The sequence below is a fragment of the Mycobacterium persicum genome (assembly GCF_002086675.1).
In the GTDB taxonomy this organism is placed as follows: Bacteria; Actinomycetota; Actinomycetes; order Mycobacteriales; family Mycobacteriaceae; genus Mycobacterium; species Mycobacterium persicum.
In genome coordinates, this window is record NZ_MVIF01000010.1 from 75,554 (window position 1) to 94,702 (window position 19,149).

17 protein-coding genes and 1 pseudogene are annotated in these 19,149 nt (G+C 65.3%); 17 read left to right on the forward strand and 1 reads right to left on the reverse strand.

The genetic code is table 11. The features are described from left to right. Positions 1 to 383 precede the first annotated feature (383 nt). From BST40_RS05690 to nuoN, 17 genes are all read left to right on the forward strand, one after another. Positions 384 to 1,007, forward strand: coding sequence for a DedA family protein (locus BST40_RS05690; protein WP_075548863.1), 624 nt, complete (start codon positions 384 to 386; stop codon positions 1,005 to 1,007). Between the two features lie 71 nt (positions 1,008 to 1,078). Then, positions 1,079 to 1,699 carry a methyltransferase domain-containing protein gene (locus BST40_RS05695; protein WP_158006379.1) on the forward strand — a complete coding sequence of 207 codons (621 nt, stop codon included), beginning with the start codon at positions 1,079 to 1,081 and terminating at the stop codon, positions 1,697 to 1,699. A 130-nt stretch (positions 1,700 to 1,829) separates the two neighbouring features. Then, positions 1,830 to 2,231: an Rv3143 family two-component system response regulator gene (locus tag BST40_RS05700; RefSeq protein ID WP_075548865.1), complete on the forward strand. Its 402-nt coding sequence runs from the start codon at positions 1,830 to 1,832 to the stop codon at positions 2,229 to 2,231. 257 nt (positions 2,232 to 2,488) lie between these two features. Next, positions 2,489 to 2,866 (forward strand): NADH-quinone oxidoreductase subunit A, encoded by a 378-nt coding sequence (locus BST40_RS05705; RefSeq protein WP_075548866.1) that lies wholly within the window; start codon positions 2,489 to 2,491, stop codon positions 2,864 to 2,866. A 50-nt stretch (positions 2,867 to 2,916) separates the two neighbouring features. Continuing rightward, positions 2,917 to 3,471 carry a NuoB/complex I 20 kDa subunit family protein gene (locus tag BST40_RS05710; RefSeq protein WP_023371908.1) on the forward strand — a complete coding sequence of 185 codons (555 nt, stop codon included), beginning with the start codon at positions 2,917 to 2,919 and terminating at the stop codon, positions 3,469 to 3,471. Further along, positions 3,468 to 4,187, forward strand: coding sequence for an NADH-quinone oxidoreductase subunit C (locus tag BST40_RS05715; RefSeq protein ID WP_075548867.1), 720 nt, complete (start codon positions 3,468 to 3,470; stop codon positions 4,185 to 4,187). Before BST40_RS05710 ends, BST40_RS05715 begins: the two co-directional genes overlap by 4 nt. Further along, positions 4,187 to 5,485, forward strand: coding sequence for an NADH dehydrogenase (quinone) subunit D (gene nuoD, locus BST40_RS05720; protein WP_075548868.1), 1,299 nt, complete (start codon positions 4,187 to 4,189; stop codon positions 5,483 to 5,485). The genes BST40_RS05715 and nuoD overlap by 1 nt, the downstream gene beginning before the upstream one ends. Beyond that, complete coding sequence (gene nuoE / locus BST40_RS05725; RefSeq protein WP_075548869.1) at positions 5,482 to 6,249, forward strand: NADH-quinone oxidoreductase subunit NuoE; 768 nt, start codon at positions 5,482 to 5,484, stop codon at positions 6,247 to 6,249. Before nuoD ends, nuoE begins: the two co-directional genes overlap by 4 nt. Beyond that, positions 6,249 to 7,577, forward strand: a complete 1,329-nt coding sequence (gene nuoF, locus BST40_RS05730; RefSeq protein WP_075548870.1) for an NADH-quinone oxidoreductase subunit NuoF — start codon at positions 6,249 to 6,251, stop codon at positions 7,575 to 7,577. The genes nuoE and nuoF overlap by 1 nt, the downstream gene beginning before the upstream one ends. Next, positions 7,574 to 9,985: an NADH-quinone oxidoreductase subunit G gene (locus BST40_RS05735; protein ID WP_075548871.1), complete on the forward strand. Its 2,412-nt coding sequence runs from the start codon at positions 7,574 to 7,576 to the stop codon at positions 9,983 to 9,985. Before nuoF ends, BST40_RS05735 begins: the two co-directional genes overlap by 4 nt. A gap of 49 nt (positions 9,986 to 10,034) precedes the next feature. Then, positions 10,035 to 11,288 carry an NADH-quinone oxidoreductase subunit NuoH gene (gene nuoH / locus BST40_RS05740; protein ID WP_075548921.1) on the forward strand — a complete coding sequence of 418 codons (1,254 nt, stop codon included), beginning with the start codon at positions 10,035 to 10,037 and terminating at the stop codon, positions 11,286 to 11,288. Further along, entirely contained in the window at positions 11,281 to 11,877 is a 597-nt protein-coding gene (nuoI, locus tag BST40_RS05745) for an NADH-quinone oxidoreductase subunit NuoI (protein WP_089025017.1), read from the forward strand. The genes nuoH and nuoI overlap by 8 nt, the downstream gene beginning before the upstream one ends. Positions 11,878 to 11,885: 8 nt before the next feature. Next, positions 11,886 to 12,662 carry an NADH-quinone oxidoreductase subunit J gene (locus BST40_RS05750; protein ID WP_089025019.1) on the forward strand — a complete coding sequence of 259 codons (777 nt, stop codon included), beginning with the start codon at positions 11,886 to 11,888 and terminating at the stop codon, positions 12,660 to 12,662. Then, entirely contained in the window at positions 12,659 to 12,958 is a 300-nt protein-coding gene (gene nuoK, locus BST40_RS05755) for an NADH-quinone oxidoreductase subunit NuoK (RefSeq protein ID WP_068042120.1), read from the forward strand. Before BST40_RS05750 ends, nuoK begins: the two co-directional genes overlap by 4 nt. 10 nt (positions 12,959 to 12,968) lie before the next feature. Then, positions 12,969 to 14,870 carry an NADH-quinone oxidoreductase subunit L gene (gene nuoL / locus BST40_RS05760; RefSeq protein WP_075548873.1) on the forward strand — a complete coding sequence of 634 codons (1,902 nt, stop codon included), beginning with the start codon at positions 12,969 to 12,971 and terminating at the stop codon, positions 14,868 to 14,870. Next, positions 14,867 to 16,462, forward strand: a complete 1,596-nt coding sequence (locus BST40_RS05765) for an NADH-quinone oxidoreductase subunit M (protein WP_089025020.1) — start codon at positions 14,867 to 14,869, stop codon at positions 16,460 to 16,462. The genes nuoL and BST40_RS05765 overlap by 4 nt, the downstream gene beginning before the upstream one ends. Then, complete coding sequence (gene nuoN / locus BST40_RS05770; RefSeq protein WP_075548875.1) at positions 16,459 to 18,045, forward strand: NADH-quinone oxidoreductase subunit NuoN; 1,587 nt, start codon at positions 16,459 to 16,461, stop codon at positions 18,043 to 18,045. Before BST40_RS05765 ends, nuoN begins: the two co-directional genes overlap by 4 nt. Positions 18,046 to 18,649: 604 nt before the next feature. On the opposite strand, the pseudogene BST40_RS05775 reads toward nuoN, so the two are convergent. Then, positions 18,650 to 19,149 (reverse strand): annotated as a pseudogene (locus tag BST40_RS05775) (PPE family protein); the annotation flags it as partial.

A 19,149-nucleotide genomic window follows, 5' to 3' on the forward strand; every position in this document is an offset into this window, starting at 1 on the left:
CTGCTCGTCAGGAGCAATGCCGGCGGGTTCACCGCAGCGGAACGGACGGTGAAACCGCCCGTCTCGCGGCGCTGTGTCACCCCGGTATTGACAACTATGGTTGACAGAAGCTCTAATTTACGTGCGATACGGCATTTGTTTCCATAGACATTGGTCCGCCTGGTCTCTAGATCACGTCCGTTAGCCGCCCGGACGGTCCGCAACCGGCCCAGGCGAAGGTTGTCGATGCGCATAACGGAGGCAGGTTTGCGACCATGTCCAACAACTTTGAATGTCCAATTCACCAGAGCTGGTGGACCGCAGCCTGTCGCCGTGCCGAGCGACCCGGCGCAACCGGCGGTCCGCAACGTGCGTCGTTCGTTGGCCCGACCCGGGGTTGACGGATGGAAACGTTCATCGTGTCGCACCATTCGTACTTGCTGTTGCCGCTGCTTACGGCCACCGGCATTCCCGTCCCTGAAGAAGTGGTCACCGTCGCGGCGGGCGCGTTGAGCTCACCTTCGGTCGGCCGGCTCGAACCCGGGTTGGCGATCTTGGCGTGCCTGGCCGGGGTGCTGGTCGGCGATTGCGCGCTGTATTGGATCGGCAGGGGTCTCGGTCAGACACACCTGGGGCGATATCACTGGTTTGCGCGGTTGGTCGACAGCGATCGAACAGGGCATGTCGAGCGCATCCTGCAGCAACATGGCCTGAAGGTGTTCCTCCTGGTGCGTTTCCTGCTGGGGATGCGTACTCCGGTGTATCTGGCAATCGGTGCCCTAAAGATGGACTTCCGCCGGTTCCTGGTGTGCGACGTGGTCTGCGCGACATTGGCCGTCGGCATTTTCTTCTTACTCAGCTATCTCGGCGCTGGATGGATCAGCGGACTGATTCACCGGTCGGAATGGGCGGCGACTGCGATCTTGCTGGTGACGGCTGTGACCGGCGGATTGTATTACGGCGTCTGGAAGCGTTGGCGCGTGCAATTGAGCGCGCACGGGCCCCGATTACAAGGAAAAGCACAATGACTCAACAGTCGCCTGACACCACCCTGTTTTTTCGTGAGTTCTGCGGGAAATTCGAGACAACCGGATCGGTGATGCCGAGCACCCGCTACCTGGCCCGGGCCATGACTCGCCACCTTCGGCGCCGTGGGCCGGCGCCTATTCGCGTTCTGGACTGCGGGCCAGGCACCGGCGCGTTCACTGACCGAATTGTCGACCACCTGCGCCCGGGTGACACATTGGACGTGGTGGAAATCAATGATTCCTTTGTCCGCGTGTTGCAAAGACGTTTTGCCACTGAACCACGCTGGCAGGCGGCCAGCAATTTCACCAATATCCACGAGGTACCGTTTCAGTATTTCGATGCCGCGGAGCCATACGATTTCATTATTTCGAGCCTGCCGCACAGCAACTTCCCGGCGATCACCGTGGCGGAGATCCTCCACTCCTACACCCGGTTGCTCAAGCCTGGAGGGGTACTCACCTACGTCGAATACCTGTACCTCCGGCAAATCCGCAGAACCCTGTCACGCGGGACCCAGCGCGCTCGCATCCGCAGTGTTGAGCAACTCATGCTGTCGCACATGAGCGAGCACGAGGTCGCCCACGAGAATGTTCTCCGGAACGTTCCGCCCGCCCGGGTACACCACTTGATCGCGCCGGCCGACGGCACCGGGGGAAACACGGGTCGTGACTGGAACACGCTCAGTGCGTAGGAGCTCGCTGTCCGAGCCCCGCCTCACCGCTAGGCACGCCAGTGCGCCCATCACCGAGGAGGTCACAGCACGATAGCCTCGATGCCCGCCGTGCCAAAGAAGGCTGACGAGCACAAGTAGCATCTTCACCGTGCCCGACTCCAGCGACGCTCTGCGGATCCTCGTTTACAGCAACAATGTCCAAACCCGCCAACAGGTGATGCGTGCACTGGGCAAACGGCTGCACCCTGATCTGCCGGAATTGACCTATGTCGAAATTGCGACAGCTCCGAGGGTGATACAGCGGATGGACGAAGGCGGCATCGACTTGGCCATCCTCGACGGCGAAGCGACACCAGCCGGGGGCATGGGAATCGCCAAACAGCTCAAAGACGAACTCTCGACGTGCCCGCCGATTCTGGTGCTCACCGGGCGGCCGGATGACACCTGGCTGGCCAGCTGGTCGCGAGCCGAGGCCGCGGTACCGCATCCGATCGACCCGATTGTGCTCGGCCGCACGGCGCTCGGCCTGTTACGCGCGCCCGCGCTCTGACCGCCGCGCACACCAACCCAATCGCCCACGAGACTTCCGAGCCACCCCGACTCCGAGCCAACGCGCGAGGCACCCCCAACGCCTCCGCAGCCGCGGATCTGCAGGTGCCCGCGAGGGTTGACCCCGGGCATGGGCCCTTGCCGCAGCGCGACTATGTTGAAGGTCACTGCGGCGGTCCACAAGCCCGGCCCGTCACAGCAGCCCGGTCACCGCCCGGCCGCCGTGTCGGCGGCCAATACGACGGATCATGGAGCGACGTGAACGTCTACATACCCATCCTGGTGCTGGCGGTGCTTGCCGCCGCCTTTGCCGTGTTCTCGGTTGTGATCGCGAGCCTGGCCGGTCCATCGCGCTTCAACCGGTCGAAGCTCGCGGCCTACGAATGCGGGATTGAACCGACAGACAGCTCGGTGAGCGGCCCGCAAGCGACGGCCGGGCAGCGGTTCCCGATCAAGTACTACCTGACCGCAATGTTGTTCATCGTCTTCGACATCGAGATCGTGTTCCTGTACCCGTGGGCGGTCAGCTTCGACGCGCTGGGCACCTTCGCGCTGGTCGAGATGCTGATCTTCATGCTCACGGTGTTCGTTGCCTACGCCTACGTGTGGCGCCGCGGTGGTCTGACGTGGGATTGAGGGCTGAGATGGGATTTGCGATGGGATTTGAGATGGGATTGAGGTAGGGCGTGGGACTGGAAGAACAGCTACCCGGCGGGATCCTGCTGTCAACAGTCGAGAAGGTGGCGGGCTACGTCCGCAAAAACTCACTGTGGCCGGCGACGTTCGGCTTGGCGTGCTGCGCGATCGAAATGATGGCGACCGCCGGACCGAGGTTCGATCTGGCCCGCTTCGGGATGGAGCGATTCTCGGCGACACCGCGGCAAGCGGATCTGATGATCGTGGCGGGACGGGTCAGCCAGAAGATGGCGCCGGTGCTGCGCCAGATCTACGACCAGATGGCCGAGCCGAAATGGGTGCTCGCCATGGGGGTCTGCGCGTCGTCCGGCGGGATGTTCAACAACTACGCGATCGTCCAGGGTGTGGACCACGTTGTTCCGGTCGACATCTACCTGCCGGGGTGTCCGCCGCGTCCCGAGATGCTCCTGCACGCAATCCTCAAGCTGCACGAGAAGATTCAGGAAATGCCGTTGGGTGTCAACCGGGAACGTGCCATCGCCGAGGCCGAGGAGGCGGCGCTGCTGGCCAGGCCCACCATCGAGATGCGCGGACTGCTGCGATGAGCTCCCCAGACCAAGACCCGCAGGAGGCGATCGCCCGCGCCGACGAAGAAGTGATCGACGTTCGCCGCGGGATGTTCGGCGTCAGCGGCACCGGTGACACGTCCGGATACGGGCGGCTGGTGCGTCAGGTCACGTTGCCAGGGAGCAGCCCTCGGCCCTATGGCGGCTATTTCGACGACATTGCCGACCGCCTGGCCGAAGCACTGCAGGGCGAGGGTGTCGAATTCGACGACGCCATAGAGAAAGTCGTGGTGTACCCGCCCGGCAAGGGGGCCGAACTGACCCTGCACGTCCGGCGCGAACGACTGCCACAAGTCGCCCAACGCCTGCGCGACGAACCGGAATTGCGGTTCGAAATGTGCCTGGGCGTCAACGGAGTGCACTACCCGCACGAGACCGGCCGAGAGCTGCACGCCGTCTACCCCCTGCAGTCGATCACCCACAACCGTCGCCTCCGGCTGGAAGTGTCTGTGCCCGATAGTGATCCGCATATCCCGTCGCTGTATTCGGTCTATCCGACCAACGACTGGCATGAGCGCGAGACATATGACTTCTTCGGGATCGTCTTCGACGGGCATCCGTCACTGACCCGCATCGAGATGCCCGACGACTGGCACGGACATCCGCAGCGCAAGGACTACCCACTCGGTGGCATCCCGGTCGAATACAAGGGCGCGCAGATACCCCCGCCCGACGAACGTAGGGGCTACAACTGATGAGTGAGACCGAAACCATCCTGGTCGCCGGCGGCCAGGACTGGGAGGACATCGTCGACGCCGCCCGCAAGGCGGACCCCGGCGAACGCATCGTCGTCAACATGGGGCCCCAGCATCCGTCCACCCACGGGGTGTTGCGGCTGATCCTCGAGATCGAAGGCGAAACGATCATCGAGGCCCGCTGCGGAATCGGCTATCTGCACACCGGTATCGAGAAAAACCTCGAATACCGGTACTGGACCCAGGGCGTCACCTTCGTGACCCGAATGGATTATCTGTCACCGTTTTTCAACGAAACCGCGTACTGCCTGGGTGTGGAGAAGCTGCTCGGTATCACCGAGCAGATCCCAGAGCGGGTCAACGTCATCCGGGTGCTGCTGATGGAGCTCAACCGCATCTCGTCTCACCTGGTGGCATTGGCGACCGGCGGCATGGAACTGGGCGCGATGACCGCCATGTTCATCGGCTTCCGGGCGCGCGAAATCATCCTCAACGTGTTCGAGTCGATCACCGGATTGCGGATGAACCACGCCTACATCCGGCCCGGCGGCGTCGCCCAGGATCTGCCGCCCAACGCGGCCAGCGAAATCGCCGAAGCCCTCACCCAGCTGCGGCAACCACTGCGCGAGTTGGGTGATCTGCTCAACGAAAACGCCATCTGGAAAGCCCGCACCCAGGGCATCGGATATCTCGATCTGGCCGGATGCATGGCGCTGGGTATCACCGGGCCGATCCTGCGTTCCACCGGATTACCGCACGACCTGCGCAAGAGCGAACCCTACTGTGGTTACGAAAATTACGAATTCGACGTGATCACCGATGACGCCTGTGATGCCTACGGGCGCTACATGATTCGGGTCAAAGAGATGTGGGAGTCGGTGAAGATCGTCGAGCAGTGCCTGGACAGGCTGCAGCCGGGCCCCACCATGATCGAGGACCGCAAGATCGCCTGGCCCGCCGACCTGAAGGTGGGCCCCGATGGCATGGGCAACTCGGAGGAGCACATCGCCAAGATCATGGGCAGCTCGATGGAGGCGCTGATCCACCACTTCAAGTTGGTGACCGAGGGCATCCGGGTACCGCCGGGCCAGGTCTACGTGGCGGTGGAATCACCGCGCGGAGAGCTCGGCGTGCACATGGTCAGCGACGGCGGCACCCGCCCCTACCGGGTGCACTACCGGGATCCGTCGTTCACCAACCTGCAGGCGGTCGCCGCGATGTGCGAGGGCGGCATGGTCGCAGACCTGATCACCGCCGTCGCCAGCATCGACCCCGTCATGGGCGGGGTGGACCGATGACCGGACCGCTGGGGCAACCGGTGTTCCTACGGCTCGGGCCGCCGCCCGAAGAACCCAACCAGTTCATGGTGGAGGGTGCGCCACAGTCGTATCCGCCCGAGGTGCACGCGCGGCTGGAGGTCGACGCCAAGGAGATCATCGGCCGCTACCCCAACAAGCGTTCCGCGCTGCTGCCGCTGCTGCACCTGGTGCAGGGTGAGGACTCCTACCTGACACCGGCAGGTCTGGAGTTCTGCGCAAACCAGTTGGGGCTGACCGGGGCCGAGGTCTCGGCGGTGGCCAGCTTCTACACCATGTACCGGCGCGGACCCACCGGCGACTACCTGGTCGGCGTATGCACCAACACGCTGTGTGCCATCATGGGCGGCGACGCCATCTTCGCGGACCTCAAAGACCATCTCGGCATCGGCAACGACGAGACCACCGCCGACGGGTCGATCACCCTGCAACACATCGAATGCAACGCCGCCTGCGACTACGCCCCGGTCGTCATGGTCAATTGGGAATTCTTCGACAACCAGACACCGGAGTCGGCGCGCGAACTCGTCGACTCGCTGCGCTCCGGCACCCCGAAGCCGCCTACCCGGGGGGCCCCGTTGTGCGCCTTCCGGGAGACGTCGCGCATCCTGGCGGGGCTGCCGGATCAGCGTCCCGACCAAGGCCAGGGCGGTGCCGGCGCCGCCACGCTGGCCGGCCTGCAGGTGGCGAAGGAAAACGACATGCAGGCGCCACCCGGGCCCGAAACCACCCCGGAAGGCCAGTGATGACCTCGCAGGCAACCCCGTTGACCCCGGTGATCAGCCGCTACTGGGACGACCCCGAGTCATGGACCATGGCGACGTATCAGCGTCATGACGGCTACCAGGCGATGAAGAAGGCCTTGGCCATGGACCCCGACGACGTGATCGGCACCGTCAAGGACTCCGGGTTGCGCGGGCGCGGCGGCGCCGGATTCGCCACCGGAACCAAATGGTCGTTCATCCCCCAAGGAGACAAGGGTCCGGCCGCCAAGCCGCACTACCTGGTGGTCAACGCAGACGAGTCCGAACCCGGCACCTGCAAAGACATTCCGCTGATGCTGGCGACACCGCACGTGCTCATCGAGGGCGTCATCATCGCCGCATACGCGATCCGGGCCCACCACGCCTTCATCTATGTGCGCGGCGAGGTGCTGCCGGTGCTGCGCCGGCTGCAGAACGCGGTGGCCGAGGCGTACGCCGCCGGTTACCTGGGCCGCAACATCGCCGGGTCGGGTTTCGACCTGGAGCTGGTGGTACACGCCGGTGCGGGCGCCTACATCTGCGGAGAGGAGACCGCGCTGCTCGATTCGCTGGAAGGCCGCCGCGGCCAGCCGCGGCTCCGGCCGCCCTTTCCCGCTGTTGCGGGGCTGTACGGCTGCCCGACGGTGATCAACAACGTCGAGACCATCGCCAGCGTCCCGGCGATCATCCTCAACGGCGTCGACTGGTTCCGGTCGATGGGCAGCGAGAAATCGCCTGGCTTCACGCTGTATTCGTTGTCCGGGCACGTCACCCGTCCCGGGCAGTACGAGGCGCCGTTGGGTATCACGTTGCGCGAGTTGCTCGATTACGCCGGCGGGGTCCGCGCCGGACACCGGCTGAAATTCTGGACGCCGGGCGGGTCCTCCACACCGTTGCTCACCGACGAGCACCTCGACGTGCCCTTGGATTACGAGGGTGTGGGTGCTGTCGGATCGATGCTGGGCACCAAGGCGCTGGAGATCTTCGACGAGACCACCTGCGTGGTGCGTGCGGTGCGGCGCTGGACCGAGTTTTACAAACACGAATCATGCGGGAAATGCACACCGTGCCGCGAAGGGACGTTCTGGCTGGACAAGATCTACGAGCGGCTGGAAACCGGCCGGGGCACCCACGAGGACATCGACAAACTGCTCGACATCTCGGACTCGATTTTGGGAAAGGCGTTCTGCGCGTTGGGCGATGGCGCCGCAAGCCCGGTGATGTCGTCCATCAAGTACTTCCGCGACGAGTACGTCGCGCATGTCGAAGGCGGCGGATGCCCGTTCGACCCCCGGGAATCCATGCTCATGGCGAACGGAGACACGGCGTGACCCAAACGGCCGACACCGAAAACCGGGTGGCCCAGCCGGAGATGGTGACGCTGACCATCGACGGAAACGAAATAAGCGTCCCCAAAGGCACTTTGGTGATCCGGGCGGCGGAGCTGATGGGCATCCAGATCCCACGGTTCTGCGACCACCCGCTGCTCGACCCGGTCGGCGCGTGCCGCCAATGTCTGGTCGAGGTCGAGGGACAACGCAAACCGCTGGCGTCGTGCACCACGGTCTGCACCGACGACATGGTGGTGCGCACCCAGCTCACCTCGGAAGCCGCCGACAAAGCCCAGCACGGTGTGATGGAGCTGCTGCTGATCAACCATCCGCTGGACTGCCCGATGTGCGACAAGGGCGGCGAATGCCCGCTGCAGAACCAGGCCATGTCCAACGGCCGGCCCGACTCCCGCTTCACCGACGTCAAGCGCACGTTCGCCAAGCCGATCAACATCTCCGCACAGGTATTGCTGGACCGGGAACGGTGCATCCTGTGCGCCCGCTGCACCCGGTTCTCCGAACAGATCGCCGGCGATCCGTCCATCGACATGCAGGAGCGCGGCGCGTTGCAGCAGGTCGGCATCTATACAGGCGAACCGTTCGACTCCTACTTCTCGGGCAACACGGTGCAGATCTGCCCGGTCGGCGCGCTGACCGGGACTGCCTACCGATTCCGGGCGCGTCCGTTCGACTTGGTCTCCAGCCCCAGCGTCTGTGAGCACTGCGCGTCGGGCTGTGCCCAGCGCACCGATCACCGCCGCGGCAAGGTGCTGCGCCGCCTCGCCGGCGACGACCCGGAAGTCAACGAGGAGTGGAACTGCGACAAGGGCCGGTGGGCTTTCACCTACGCGACCCAGCCGGACGTGCTGACCACTCCCCTAATCCGGAATGCCGACGGCGAGCTGGTGCCCGCGTCGTGGTCGCACGCCATGGTGGCCGCGGCCCAAGGACTCGAAGCGGCCCGCGGTCGCACCGGTGTGCTGGTCGGCGGCCGGGTCACCTGGGAAGACGCGTACGCCTACGCCAAGTTCGCGCGAATTGTGTTGGACACCAACGACGTCGACTTTAGGGCCCGGCCACACTCAGCCGAGGAGGCCGACTTCCTGGCGGCCCGCGTCGCGGGCCGGCCGAAAGCCGTCAGCTATGCCGACCTGGAATCGGCGCCGGTGGTGCTACTCGTCGGGTTCGAACCCGAAGACGAGTCCCCGATCATCTTCTTGCGGCTGCGCAAGGCTGCCCGCAAACACAAGGTTCCCGTGTATGCGATCGCCCCGTTCGCCACCCGGGGTCTGCAGAAGATGTCGGGCACGCTGATCAAAACCGTTCCCGGCGAGGAGCCCGCGGCCCTAGATGGGCTGGCCACCGGTGAGGTGGGTGATCTGCTGGCCACACCGGGAGCGGTCATCATGGTCGGGGAACGCTTGGCTACGGTGCCCGGTGGATTGTCCGCCGTGGCACGGCTGGCCGACTCCACCGGGGCCCGGCTGGCCTGGGTGCCGCGCCGCGCCGGGGAACGCGGCGCGCTGGAAGCCGGCGCGCTGCCGGGACTGCTTCCCGGTGGCCGTCCGCTGGCCGACGAGACCGCCCGCTCGCAGGTCCGAGACGCCTGGCATGTGGCCGAATTGCCTTCGGCCCCAGGGCGTGACGCCGACGGGATGCTGGCCGCGGCGACCGACGGCGCGCTGGGCGCGCTGCTGGTCGGCGGTGTCGAACCCGGCGACTTCGCCGATCCGGACGCGGTGCTTGCCGCACTGGACTCCGCCGGTTTCGTGGTCAGTCTGGAATTGCGGCACAGCGCCGTCACCGAGCGCGCCGACGTGGTGTTCCCAGTGGCCCCGACGGTGCAGAAGGCCGGCGCATTCGTCAACTGGGAGGGCCGCTACCGCGGGTTCAAGCCCGCGCTTCAGGGCACCATTGCGCAAGCCGGTCAGTCGGATCATCGGGTGCTCGACGCGCTGGCCGACGAGTTGGGCGTCTATCTGGGCGTATCCGACGTCGAGGCGGCCCGCGCCGAGCTTGCCGCGCTGGGCACCTGGAACGGCAAGCACGCCGCAGGCCCGCAGGTTGCCGCGCCCGGGCCCGCCCAACCGGGCACTGGCGAGGCGGTGCTGACCGGTTGGCGGATGCTGCTGGACGCCGGCCGGCTACAGGACGGCGAACCGCATCTGGCCGGCACCGCGCGCCCGCCGGTGGTGCGGCTGTCGGCCGACACCGCAGCCGAGATCGGCGCCGCCGACGGCGACGATGTCACCGTCAGCACGTCGCGTGGATCGATCACCGTGCCGCTATGCGTCACCGACATGCCCGATCGGGTGGTGTGGCTTCCGCTGAACTCTTCCGGTTCGGCGGTGTACCGGCAGCTGGGCGCAAGTCTGGGCAGCGTCGTGCGCATTGGAGTGAGCGAATGACCCGCGCCGGCGACGACCCAGAACGAAGTGATGTGGAGGAGCGGTGCCGATGACCCCGTTCGGACATGACGTCTGGTGGCTGGTGGTGACCAAGGCGATCGCCATCTTCGTCTTCCTCATGCTGACCGTGCTGGTGGCGATCCTGGCCGAGCGCAAGCTGCTGGGCCGGATGCAACTGCGCCCCGGCCCCAACCGGGTGGGGCCGCACGGCGCGTTGCAAAGTCTCGCCGACGGAATCAAGCTGGCGCTCAAGGAAAGCATCACTCCCGGCGGCATCGACAAGTTCGTTTATTTTCTCGCCCCGATCATCTCGGTGATTCCCGCGTTCACGGCATTTGCCTTCGTCCCGTTCGGCCCCGAGGTGTCGGTGTTCGGCCACCGGACGCCGCTGCAACTGACCGATCTGCCGGTCGCGGTGCTGTTCATCCTGGCCCTGTCGGCGGTCGGGGTATACGGCATCGTGCTCGGCGGTTGGGCGTCCGGCTCCACCTATCCGCTACTCGGCGGTGTGCGCTCGACCGCGCAGGTGATCTCCTACGAGGTCGCGATGGGGCTGTCGTTCGCGACCGTGTTCCTCTACGCGGGCACCATGTCGACGTCACAGATCATCGCCGCACAAGACCGGGTCTGGTACGTCTTCTTGTTGCTGCCGTCGTTCGTCATCTACCTCATCTCCATGGTGGGCGAGACCAACCGGGCGCCGTTCGACCTGCCCGAAGCGGAGGGTGAGCTGGTCGCCGGGTTCCATACCGAGTACTCGTCGCTGAAGTTCGCGATGTTCATGCTCGCCGAATACGTCAACATGACAACGGTTTCGGCGCTGGCCGCGACGATGTTCCTGGGCGGCTGGCATGCTCCCTGGCCGCTGAACATGTGGGCCGGCGCCAACGTCGGCTGGTGGCCGGTGCTCTGGTTCACCGCCAAGGTGTGGGGCTTTTTGTTCATCTACTTCTGGCTGCGGGCCACGTTGCCGCGGCTGCGCTACGACCAATTCATGGCGCTGGGCTGGAAATTGCTGATTCCCGTCTCGCTGCTGTGGATCATGGTCGCGGCCGTCATCCGCGCGCTACGCAACCAGGGATACCAGTATTGGACGGCGACGTTGGTGGTCAGCAGCCTGGTCGTCACCACGGGCCTGGTGATGTCGCTACGAAGCCCGGGCTCTCGGGTGAAGCGCCGCCAACAGCGCGCCGAGACCACAGCCGAGCGCGGCGGCGCCGAACCGGTATTCCCGACCCCGCCGCTGCCGATGAAACCACTGGCGCAGCCAGTTGGTGCGAGCAAGGAGAACGCACGTGGCTAAGTCTGACCGTCCGACTTCTCCTCGGGCCGGCTCCGGCCCGCATCGTCGTCGGTTTCTGGACGCCGTAGCCGGATTCGGCGTGACCCTCGGGTCGATGTTCAAAAAGACCGTCACCGAGGAGTATCCGGAAAAGCCCGGTCCGGTGGCACCGCGGTACCACGGCCGTCATCAGCTCAACCGATACCCCGACGGGCTGGAGAAATGCATCGGCTGCGAGTTGTGCGCCTGGGCGTGCCCGGCCGACGCGATTTACGTCGAGGGCGCCGACAACACCGAGGAAGCGCGTTATTCGCCCGGTGAGCGTTACGGCCGGGTGTACCAGATCAACTACCTGCGGTGCATCGGTTGCGGCCTGTGCATCGAGGCGTGCCCCACCCGGGCGCTCACCATGACCAACGACTACGAAATGGCCGACGACAACCGCGCCGACCTGATCTATGAGAAGGACCGGCTGCTGGCTCCGCTGCTGCCCGAGATGACCGCGCCACCGCACCCCAGGGCCGCGGGTGCCACGGACAAGGACTACTACCTGGGCAACGTCACCCCGCAGGGCCTACGTGAACCGCAGCAAGCCGGAGATTCCCGGTGACCGCGTTACTGGCCGCTAATCTGGCGCAGGACACCATCGTTCGGACCTCCACCGGTGAAGCGGTGACGTTCTGGATCCTGGGCGCGCTGGCATTGATCGGCGCGCTCGGGGTGGTGCTGGCGGTGAACGCGGTGTACTCGGCGATGTTCTTGGCGATGACGATGATCATCCTGGCGGTGTTCTACATGGTCCAGGACGCGCTGTTCCTGGGCGTCGTTCAAGTCGTGGTCTACACCGGCGCGGTGATGATGCTGTTCTTGTTCGTGCTGATGCTGATCGGCGTGGACTCCGCGGAATCGCTGAAGGAGACCCTGCGCGGACAGCGGATCGCCGCGGTGGCCACCGGGATCGGGTTCGGCATCCTGCTGGTCGGCGGCATCGGCAACGTGGCCACCGGCGGCTTCGCCGGACTGACCGCCGCCAACGCCAACGGCAATGTCGAAGGCCTGGCGGCGCTGATCTTCTTTCGCTACCTGTGGGCTTTCGAGCTGACCAGCGCGCTGTTGATCACCGCGGCTATCGGGGCGATGGTGCTAGCTCACCGAGAACGCTTCGAGCGCCGCAAAACCCAGCGCGAGCTCTCCCAGGAGCGCTTCCGTCCCGGCGGGCATCCCACCCCGCTGCCCAACCCGGGTGTCTACGCGCGCCGCAACGCGGTCGATGTGGCGGCGCTGCTGCCCGACGGGACGTACTCGGAATTGTCGGTCTCCCCGATATTGCGCGGCCGGGGCGCGGACGGCACGGCGACCCCCTCCGCCGACACGGTCAAGAGAGGTAAGTCGTGAACCCGGCCAATTACCTTTACCTTTCGGCGCTCCTGTTCACCGTCGGCGCTTCCGGTGTACTGCTGCGACGCAACGCGATTGTCATGTTCATGTGCGTGGAGCTGATGCTCAACGCGGTCAATCTGGCGTTCGTCACGTTCGCGCGGATGCACGGCCATCTCGACGGGCAGATGATCGCGTTCTTCACCATGGTGGTGGCTGCCTGTGAAGTCGTCGTCGGCCTGGCCATCATCATGACGATTTTCCGTGCCCGCAAATCGGCGTCGGTCGACGACGCGAACCTACTCAAAGGCTGAGAACGCCACCGTGACAAATTCTTTGGGGACTCACTACACCTGGCTGCTGGTGGCGCTGCCGCTGGCCGGTGCCGCGATCTTGCTGTTCGGCGGCAGACTAACCGACGCCTGGGGTCATTGGCTGGGCTGCGCGGCGGCCCTCGGGTCGTTCGGCGTGGGCGTGACGTTGCTCAGCGACATGCTCGGCCGGGGTGAGGGCGACCGCGTCATCCGCCAGACGGTGTACACCTGGATTCCGGTGGGCGGCCTCCAGGTCGACTTCGGGCTGCAGCTCGACCAGCTGTCGATGTGCTTCGTGCTGCTGATCACCGGCGTCGGATCGCTGATCCATATTTATTCGGTGGCCTACATGGCCGATGACCCGGACCGCCGCCGATTTTTCGGCTACCTCAACCTGTTTCTGGCCTCGATGCTGCTGCTGGTGGTCGCCGACAACTATGCGCTGCTCTATGTCGGCTGGGAAGGCGTCGGCCTGGCTTCCTACCTGCTGATCGGTTTCTGGTACCACAAACCGTCGGCGGCCACGGCGGCCAAGAAGGCGTTCGTGATGAACCGGGTCGGTGACGCAGGACTGGCGCTGGGCATGTTCGTCATGTTCGCCACGTTCGGGACGCTGTCCTACGCCGGAGTGTTCGCCGCAGCACCCGCCGCCGGTCGCGGTGCGCTGACCGCGATGGGGTTGCTGCTGTTGTTGGGCGCGTGCGCCAAATCGGCACAGGTTCCGCTGCAGGCCTGGCTGGGCGACGCGATGGAGGGCCCCACCCCGGTGTCCGCGCTGATCCACGCGGCCACCATGGTGACCGCGGGCGTGTATCTGATCGTGCGGTCCAACCCGCTGTATGACCTGTCGCCGGAGGCTCAGCTGGCCGTGGTCGTCGTCGGCGCCGTCACCTTGCTGTTCGGCGCGTTCATCGGGTGCGCCAAGGACGACATCAAGCGCGCGCTGGCCGCCTCCACGATGAGCCAGATCGGGTACATGGTGCTGGCCGCCGGCCTGGGCCCGGCCGGTTATGCCTTCGCGATCATGCATCTGCTCACCCACGGCTTCTTCAAGGCCGGCCTGTTCCTCGGGTCCGGTGCGGTGATCCATGCGATGAACGAAGAACAGGACATGCGCCGCTACGGCGGACTGCGGGCCGCGCTGCCGGTCACGTTCGTCACCTTCGGGCTGGCCTATCTGGCGATCATCGGGGTGCCGCCGTTCGCGGGCTTCTTCTCCAAGGACGCGATCATCGAGGCGGCGCTGAACGTCGGCGGCGCCCGGGGCTATGTGTTGGGCGGCGCGGCGCTGCTCGGTGCCGGCGTCACCGCGTTCTACATGACGCGGGTGATGCTGATGACCTTCTTCGGCAAAAAGCGTTGGGCGCCAGGGTCACATCCGCACGAGGCGCCGGGGCTGATGACGTGGCCGATGATCTTGCTGGCCGTCGGCTCGGTGTTCTCCGGGGGCCTGTTCGCGGTCGGCGGAACCCTACGGCACTGGCTCGAGCCCGTCGTCGGCGTACCCGAAGAAGCCGCCCACGCCATCCCGGCCTGGGTCAGCACCACGGTGACGCTCGCCGTCGTCGCCGCCGGAATCGCGGTCGCCTACCGGATGTATGCCACCGCACCGATCCCGCGGGTGGCCCCCACCCAGGTGTCGGTGCTGACGACGGCCGCGCGCGCCGACCTCTACGGCGACGCCTTCAACGAGGAGGTGTTCATGCGTCCCAGCGCCCGACTGACGGACACGCTGGTCGAAGTCGACAATGCGGGGGTGGACGGGTCGGTCAACGCGCTGGCGGCGCTGGTGAGCCGGACGTCGAACCGCTTGCGGCGCATGCAAACCGGCTTCGCACGCAACTACGCGCTGTCGATGTTGGCCGGCGCGGTCCTGGTGGCTGCGGTACTCCTGGCGGTGAACCTGTGGTGAGCAACTTTGCCTGGCTGAGCACGCTGTGGCTGGTGCCGCTGGCCGGTTCGGTGCTGATCATCCTGCTGCCCCCGGGACTGCGCCAACTGGCCAAGTGGACCGGCCTGATCGTCAGCGTTGCGACGCTGGGGGTCTCGATCGTCATCGCGATCGGCTTCAAGCCCGGCTCACAAACTGGCACGGAGCCATACCAGTTCGTCGAAAAGCATTCATGGATACCGGCTTTCGGTGCCGGCTATACCCTCGGGGTGGACGGCATCGCGGTGGTGCTGGTGCTGCTCACCACGGTGCTGATTCCGCTGCTGCTGGTAGCCGGCTGGAATGATGGTGGTGAGCGCACCCGCGGGGTGCACGCGTATGTCGCCTTGACGCTGGCCATCGAGTCGATGGTGCTGATCTCGCTGGTAGCGCTCGACGTGCTGCTGTTCTACGTGTTCTTCGAAGCCATGCTGATCCCGATGTACTTCCTCATCGGCGGCTTCGGCCAGGGTCCGGGGCGCTCGCGCGCGGCGGTGAAGTTCTTGCTGTACAACCTGTTCGGCGGGCTGATCATGCTGGCGGCGGTGATCGGGCTGTACGTGGTGACCGCGCAGCACGGTCCGGGCACCTTCGACTTCCGCGAGATCGTGGCCGGTGTTGCCTCGGGCCGCTACGGCGTGGACCCGGCAGTGTTCAAGGCGCTGTTCCTGGGTTTCATGTTCGCGTTCGCCGTCAAGGCCCCGCTGTGGCCCTTCCACCGCTGGCTGCCCGACGCCGCCGTCGAGTCCACACCCGCGACCGCGGTGCTGATGATGGCCGTGATGGACAAGGTCGGCACCTTCGGCATGCTGCGTTATTGCCTGCAGCTATTCCCTGACGCGTCAACGTATTTCCGTCCGCTGATCGTGACACTGGCCATCATCGGCGTGGTCTACGGCGCGGTGGTGGCGATCGGTCAGACCGACATCATGCGGCTGATCGCCTACACCTCGATCTCGCACTTCGGATTCATCATCGCGGGCATCTTCGTGATGACCACCCAGGGGCAGAGCGGATCGACGCTGTACATGCTCAACCACGGCCTGTCCACGGCGGCGGTGTTCCTGATTGCCGGCTTCCTAATTTCCCGCCACGGCAGCCGGTCGATCGCCGACTACGGCGGTGTGCAAAAGGTGGCCCCGGTCCTGGCCGGAACGTTCATGGTTTCGGCCATGGCCACCTTGTCGCTGCCCGGCCTTGCCCCGTTCGTCAGCGAATTCCTGGTGCTGCTAGGCACTTACAGCCGCTACTGGCTGGCAGCGGCGTTCGGCGTCACCGCCCTCGTTCTGTCTGCCATCTACATGCTGTGGCTCTACCAGCGGGTGATGACCGGGCCGGTGGCCGAGGGCAACGAACGGATCGGTGACCTGGTGCCCCGCGAAATGATTGTGGTGGCACCGCTGATCGCGTTGCTGCTCGTGCTCGGGGTCTACCCCAAACCGATGCTCGACCTCATCAACCCGGCGGTCGAGAACACCATGACCACCATCGGCCAGCATGATCCCGCGCCTCACGTCACACATCCGGTTTCGGGCCCCGGCGCCCAGCGGACAGCCGAAGGACCGCACCAATGACCTTGCCCAGCCCCAGTATTGAGTACTTCCTGCTCTGCCCGATGCTGATCGTCTTCGGCGTCGCTGTCGTCGGAGTGCTGGCCGAAGCGTTTCTGCCTCGCCGCATGCGATACGGCGCCCAGGTGACGCTCACCGTCGGCGGATTGGTCGCCGCATTCGTCACGGTCATCATGGTGGCCAGGTCGATTCCGGCGTCCGGTCGACGCGCGGTGCTGGGTTCGGTGGCCGTGGATCGACCGACGCTGTTTCTGCAGGGCACCGTGCTGCTGGTCGCGGTGCTGGCAGTCATCTTCATCGCCGAACGCAGCGCCCACCGCGTCGCCACCCCGCGCAGGGTGGCGGTCGCGGCGGGCACCGGCGGGCTGGATTCCTTTACGCCGCAGGCTTCTGCGGTGCCGGGCAGCGACGCCGAGCACGAGGCCGAACGGGCCGGCGCCGCTCAAACCGAGATCTTCCCGCTGCTGACGTTGTCGGTCGGCGGCATGATGGTCTTTCCCGCGTCCAACGACCTGTTGACGATGTTCGTCGCGCTCGAAGTCTTGTCGCTGCCGCTGTACCTGATGTGCGGGCTCGCTCGTCACCGCCGGCTGCTGTCGCAGGAAGCGGCGTTGAAGTACTTTTTGCTGGGCGCCTTCTCGTCGGCATTCTTCCTCTACGGCGTCGCATTGCTCTACGGTGCGACCGGCACGCTGACCCTGTCCGGTATCCGGGATTCGCTGGCAGCACAAAGCGATACGTCGATGGCCTTGGTCGGCGTCGGACTGCTGTCGGTCGGCCTGCTCTTCAAGGTCGGCGCGGTCCCCTTCCATTCCTGGATTCCCGACGTCTATCAGGGTGCGCCCACCCCGATCACGGGATTCATGGCGGCCGCCACCAAAGTCGCCGCGTTCGGCGCACTGCTGCGCGTTGTCTATGTCGCGCTGCCGCCGCTGCACGACCAGTGGCGCCCGGTGCTGTGGGCGATTTCGATCCTGACCATGGCGGTAGCCACCATCACCGCAGTGAATCAGACCGACGTCAAACGGATGCTGGCCTATTCGTCGGTCGCCCACGTCGGATTCATCCTCACCGGCGTCATCGCCGACAACCAAGCCGGCCTGTCGGCGACGCTGTTCTATCTGGTCGCCTACAGCTTTTCGACAGTGGGCGCGTTCGCCATCGTGGGCCTGATCCGCAACGCCGACGGAGTCGAGGACGCCGACCTGTCGCACTGGGCCGGGCTGGGCCAGCGTTCACCCATTGTGGGCGTGATGCTTTCGATGTTTCTGCTCGCGTTCGCCGGTATCCCGCTGACCAGTGGATTCGTCAGTAAGTTCGCGGTGTTCCGGGCCGCTGCCCAGGGTGGGGCGGTGCCATTGGTGATCATCGGTGTGATCGCCAGCGGAGTGGCCGCCTACTTCTACGTGCGCGTCATCGTGTTGATGTTCTTCACCGAGGGATCCGACGACACACCGCAGGTGGTGGCGCCCGGAGTGCTGAGCAAGGCCGCTATCGCGATATGCGCGATCGTCACAGTGGTTTTGGGGATCATTCCGCAGCCGGTGCTCGATCTGGCCGATCAGGCCGCGCAATTACTGCGCTGAGGTAGCGGCTACATTGGAGTCGTCCTCGGCCTCGTCCTCGGCCGTCACATCCTTCCCACCAGTCTCTGGCCCAGTGGGTGCCGTTTCTGCCCACACTCGGAAATTCATGGTGATCACGCATGCTGCTGGTGGACAATGTCCGCTTGCGCGGCCTTGGCGGCCTGGCTCTGTTTTCGGCACACCTTGGGCTCTGTTTTCGGCACGCCGATACCGCGCATTCGCTCAAACCTGTTGTGATGGCAGGCGTTCGGGGGATGTCTGGGGTGCTCACCGAGTCGGGCGTCATGCCGCGGCATCGAGTGCGCATTGACGGCTTTGAGTGCGTTTGTAGGGCGGGATCCGCCGCGATCAGCCGCCCTGACGGCACGGTCGGCGCCATCAGCACACACTCGGCGCCATCAAAGCACCCTCGGCGCCATCAAAGCACACTCGACGCCGTCAGCCTCCGACCCAACCGCACCAGCACGCGATTTCCATCTCCCCGCAGCGGGAGCAGGCCCACGACCGCCATTGGCGACAAGCTAAGGTGCACAATGCATTTGTCCCTGGTAAGCGGGCACAATGCACCTACGGAGACTCGTGTGGCTGAGGTGACGGTCGCCGGCTAGTGGAAGAACCCTGACTGGCTGTCACCGGTGTTGAAGCCGCCGGAGCTCAGCGTGCCCGAGTTCTGCACGCCCGAGTTGTCGCTACCTGAGTTGCCGACGCCGGCATTGTCACTGCCGGAGTTGGCGATGCCCGTGTTGGCGATGCCCGTGTTGAAGAAGCCCGCCAGCCCGCCTCCACCCGAGTTTTGGACGCCGGACACATAGGCGCCCCCGGTCGTGTTCTGGAAGCCGGAGGTATCGGTGCCCGAGTTGTAGAAGCCCGACATATTGGTACCCGTGTTGCCGAAGCCCGACACCGAACCGGGCTGGTCGATCGAGCTGCCGAAGCCCGTGTTTACGCTGCCCGCATTGAACAGCCCGGTGTTGAGGTCTCCCGAGTTGAACCACCCCGTGTTCTCGTTGCCCGAGTTGAACCAGCCGGTGTTGACCAGTGCTACCCTTTTTCCGATGCTGATTGACGTTCGCCTCAAGGAGGAATGCGGGTGACATTGCGGAT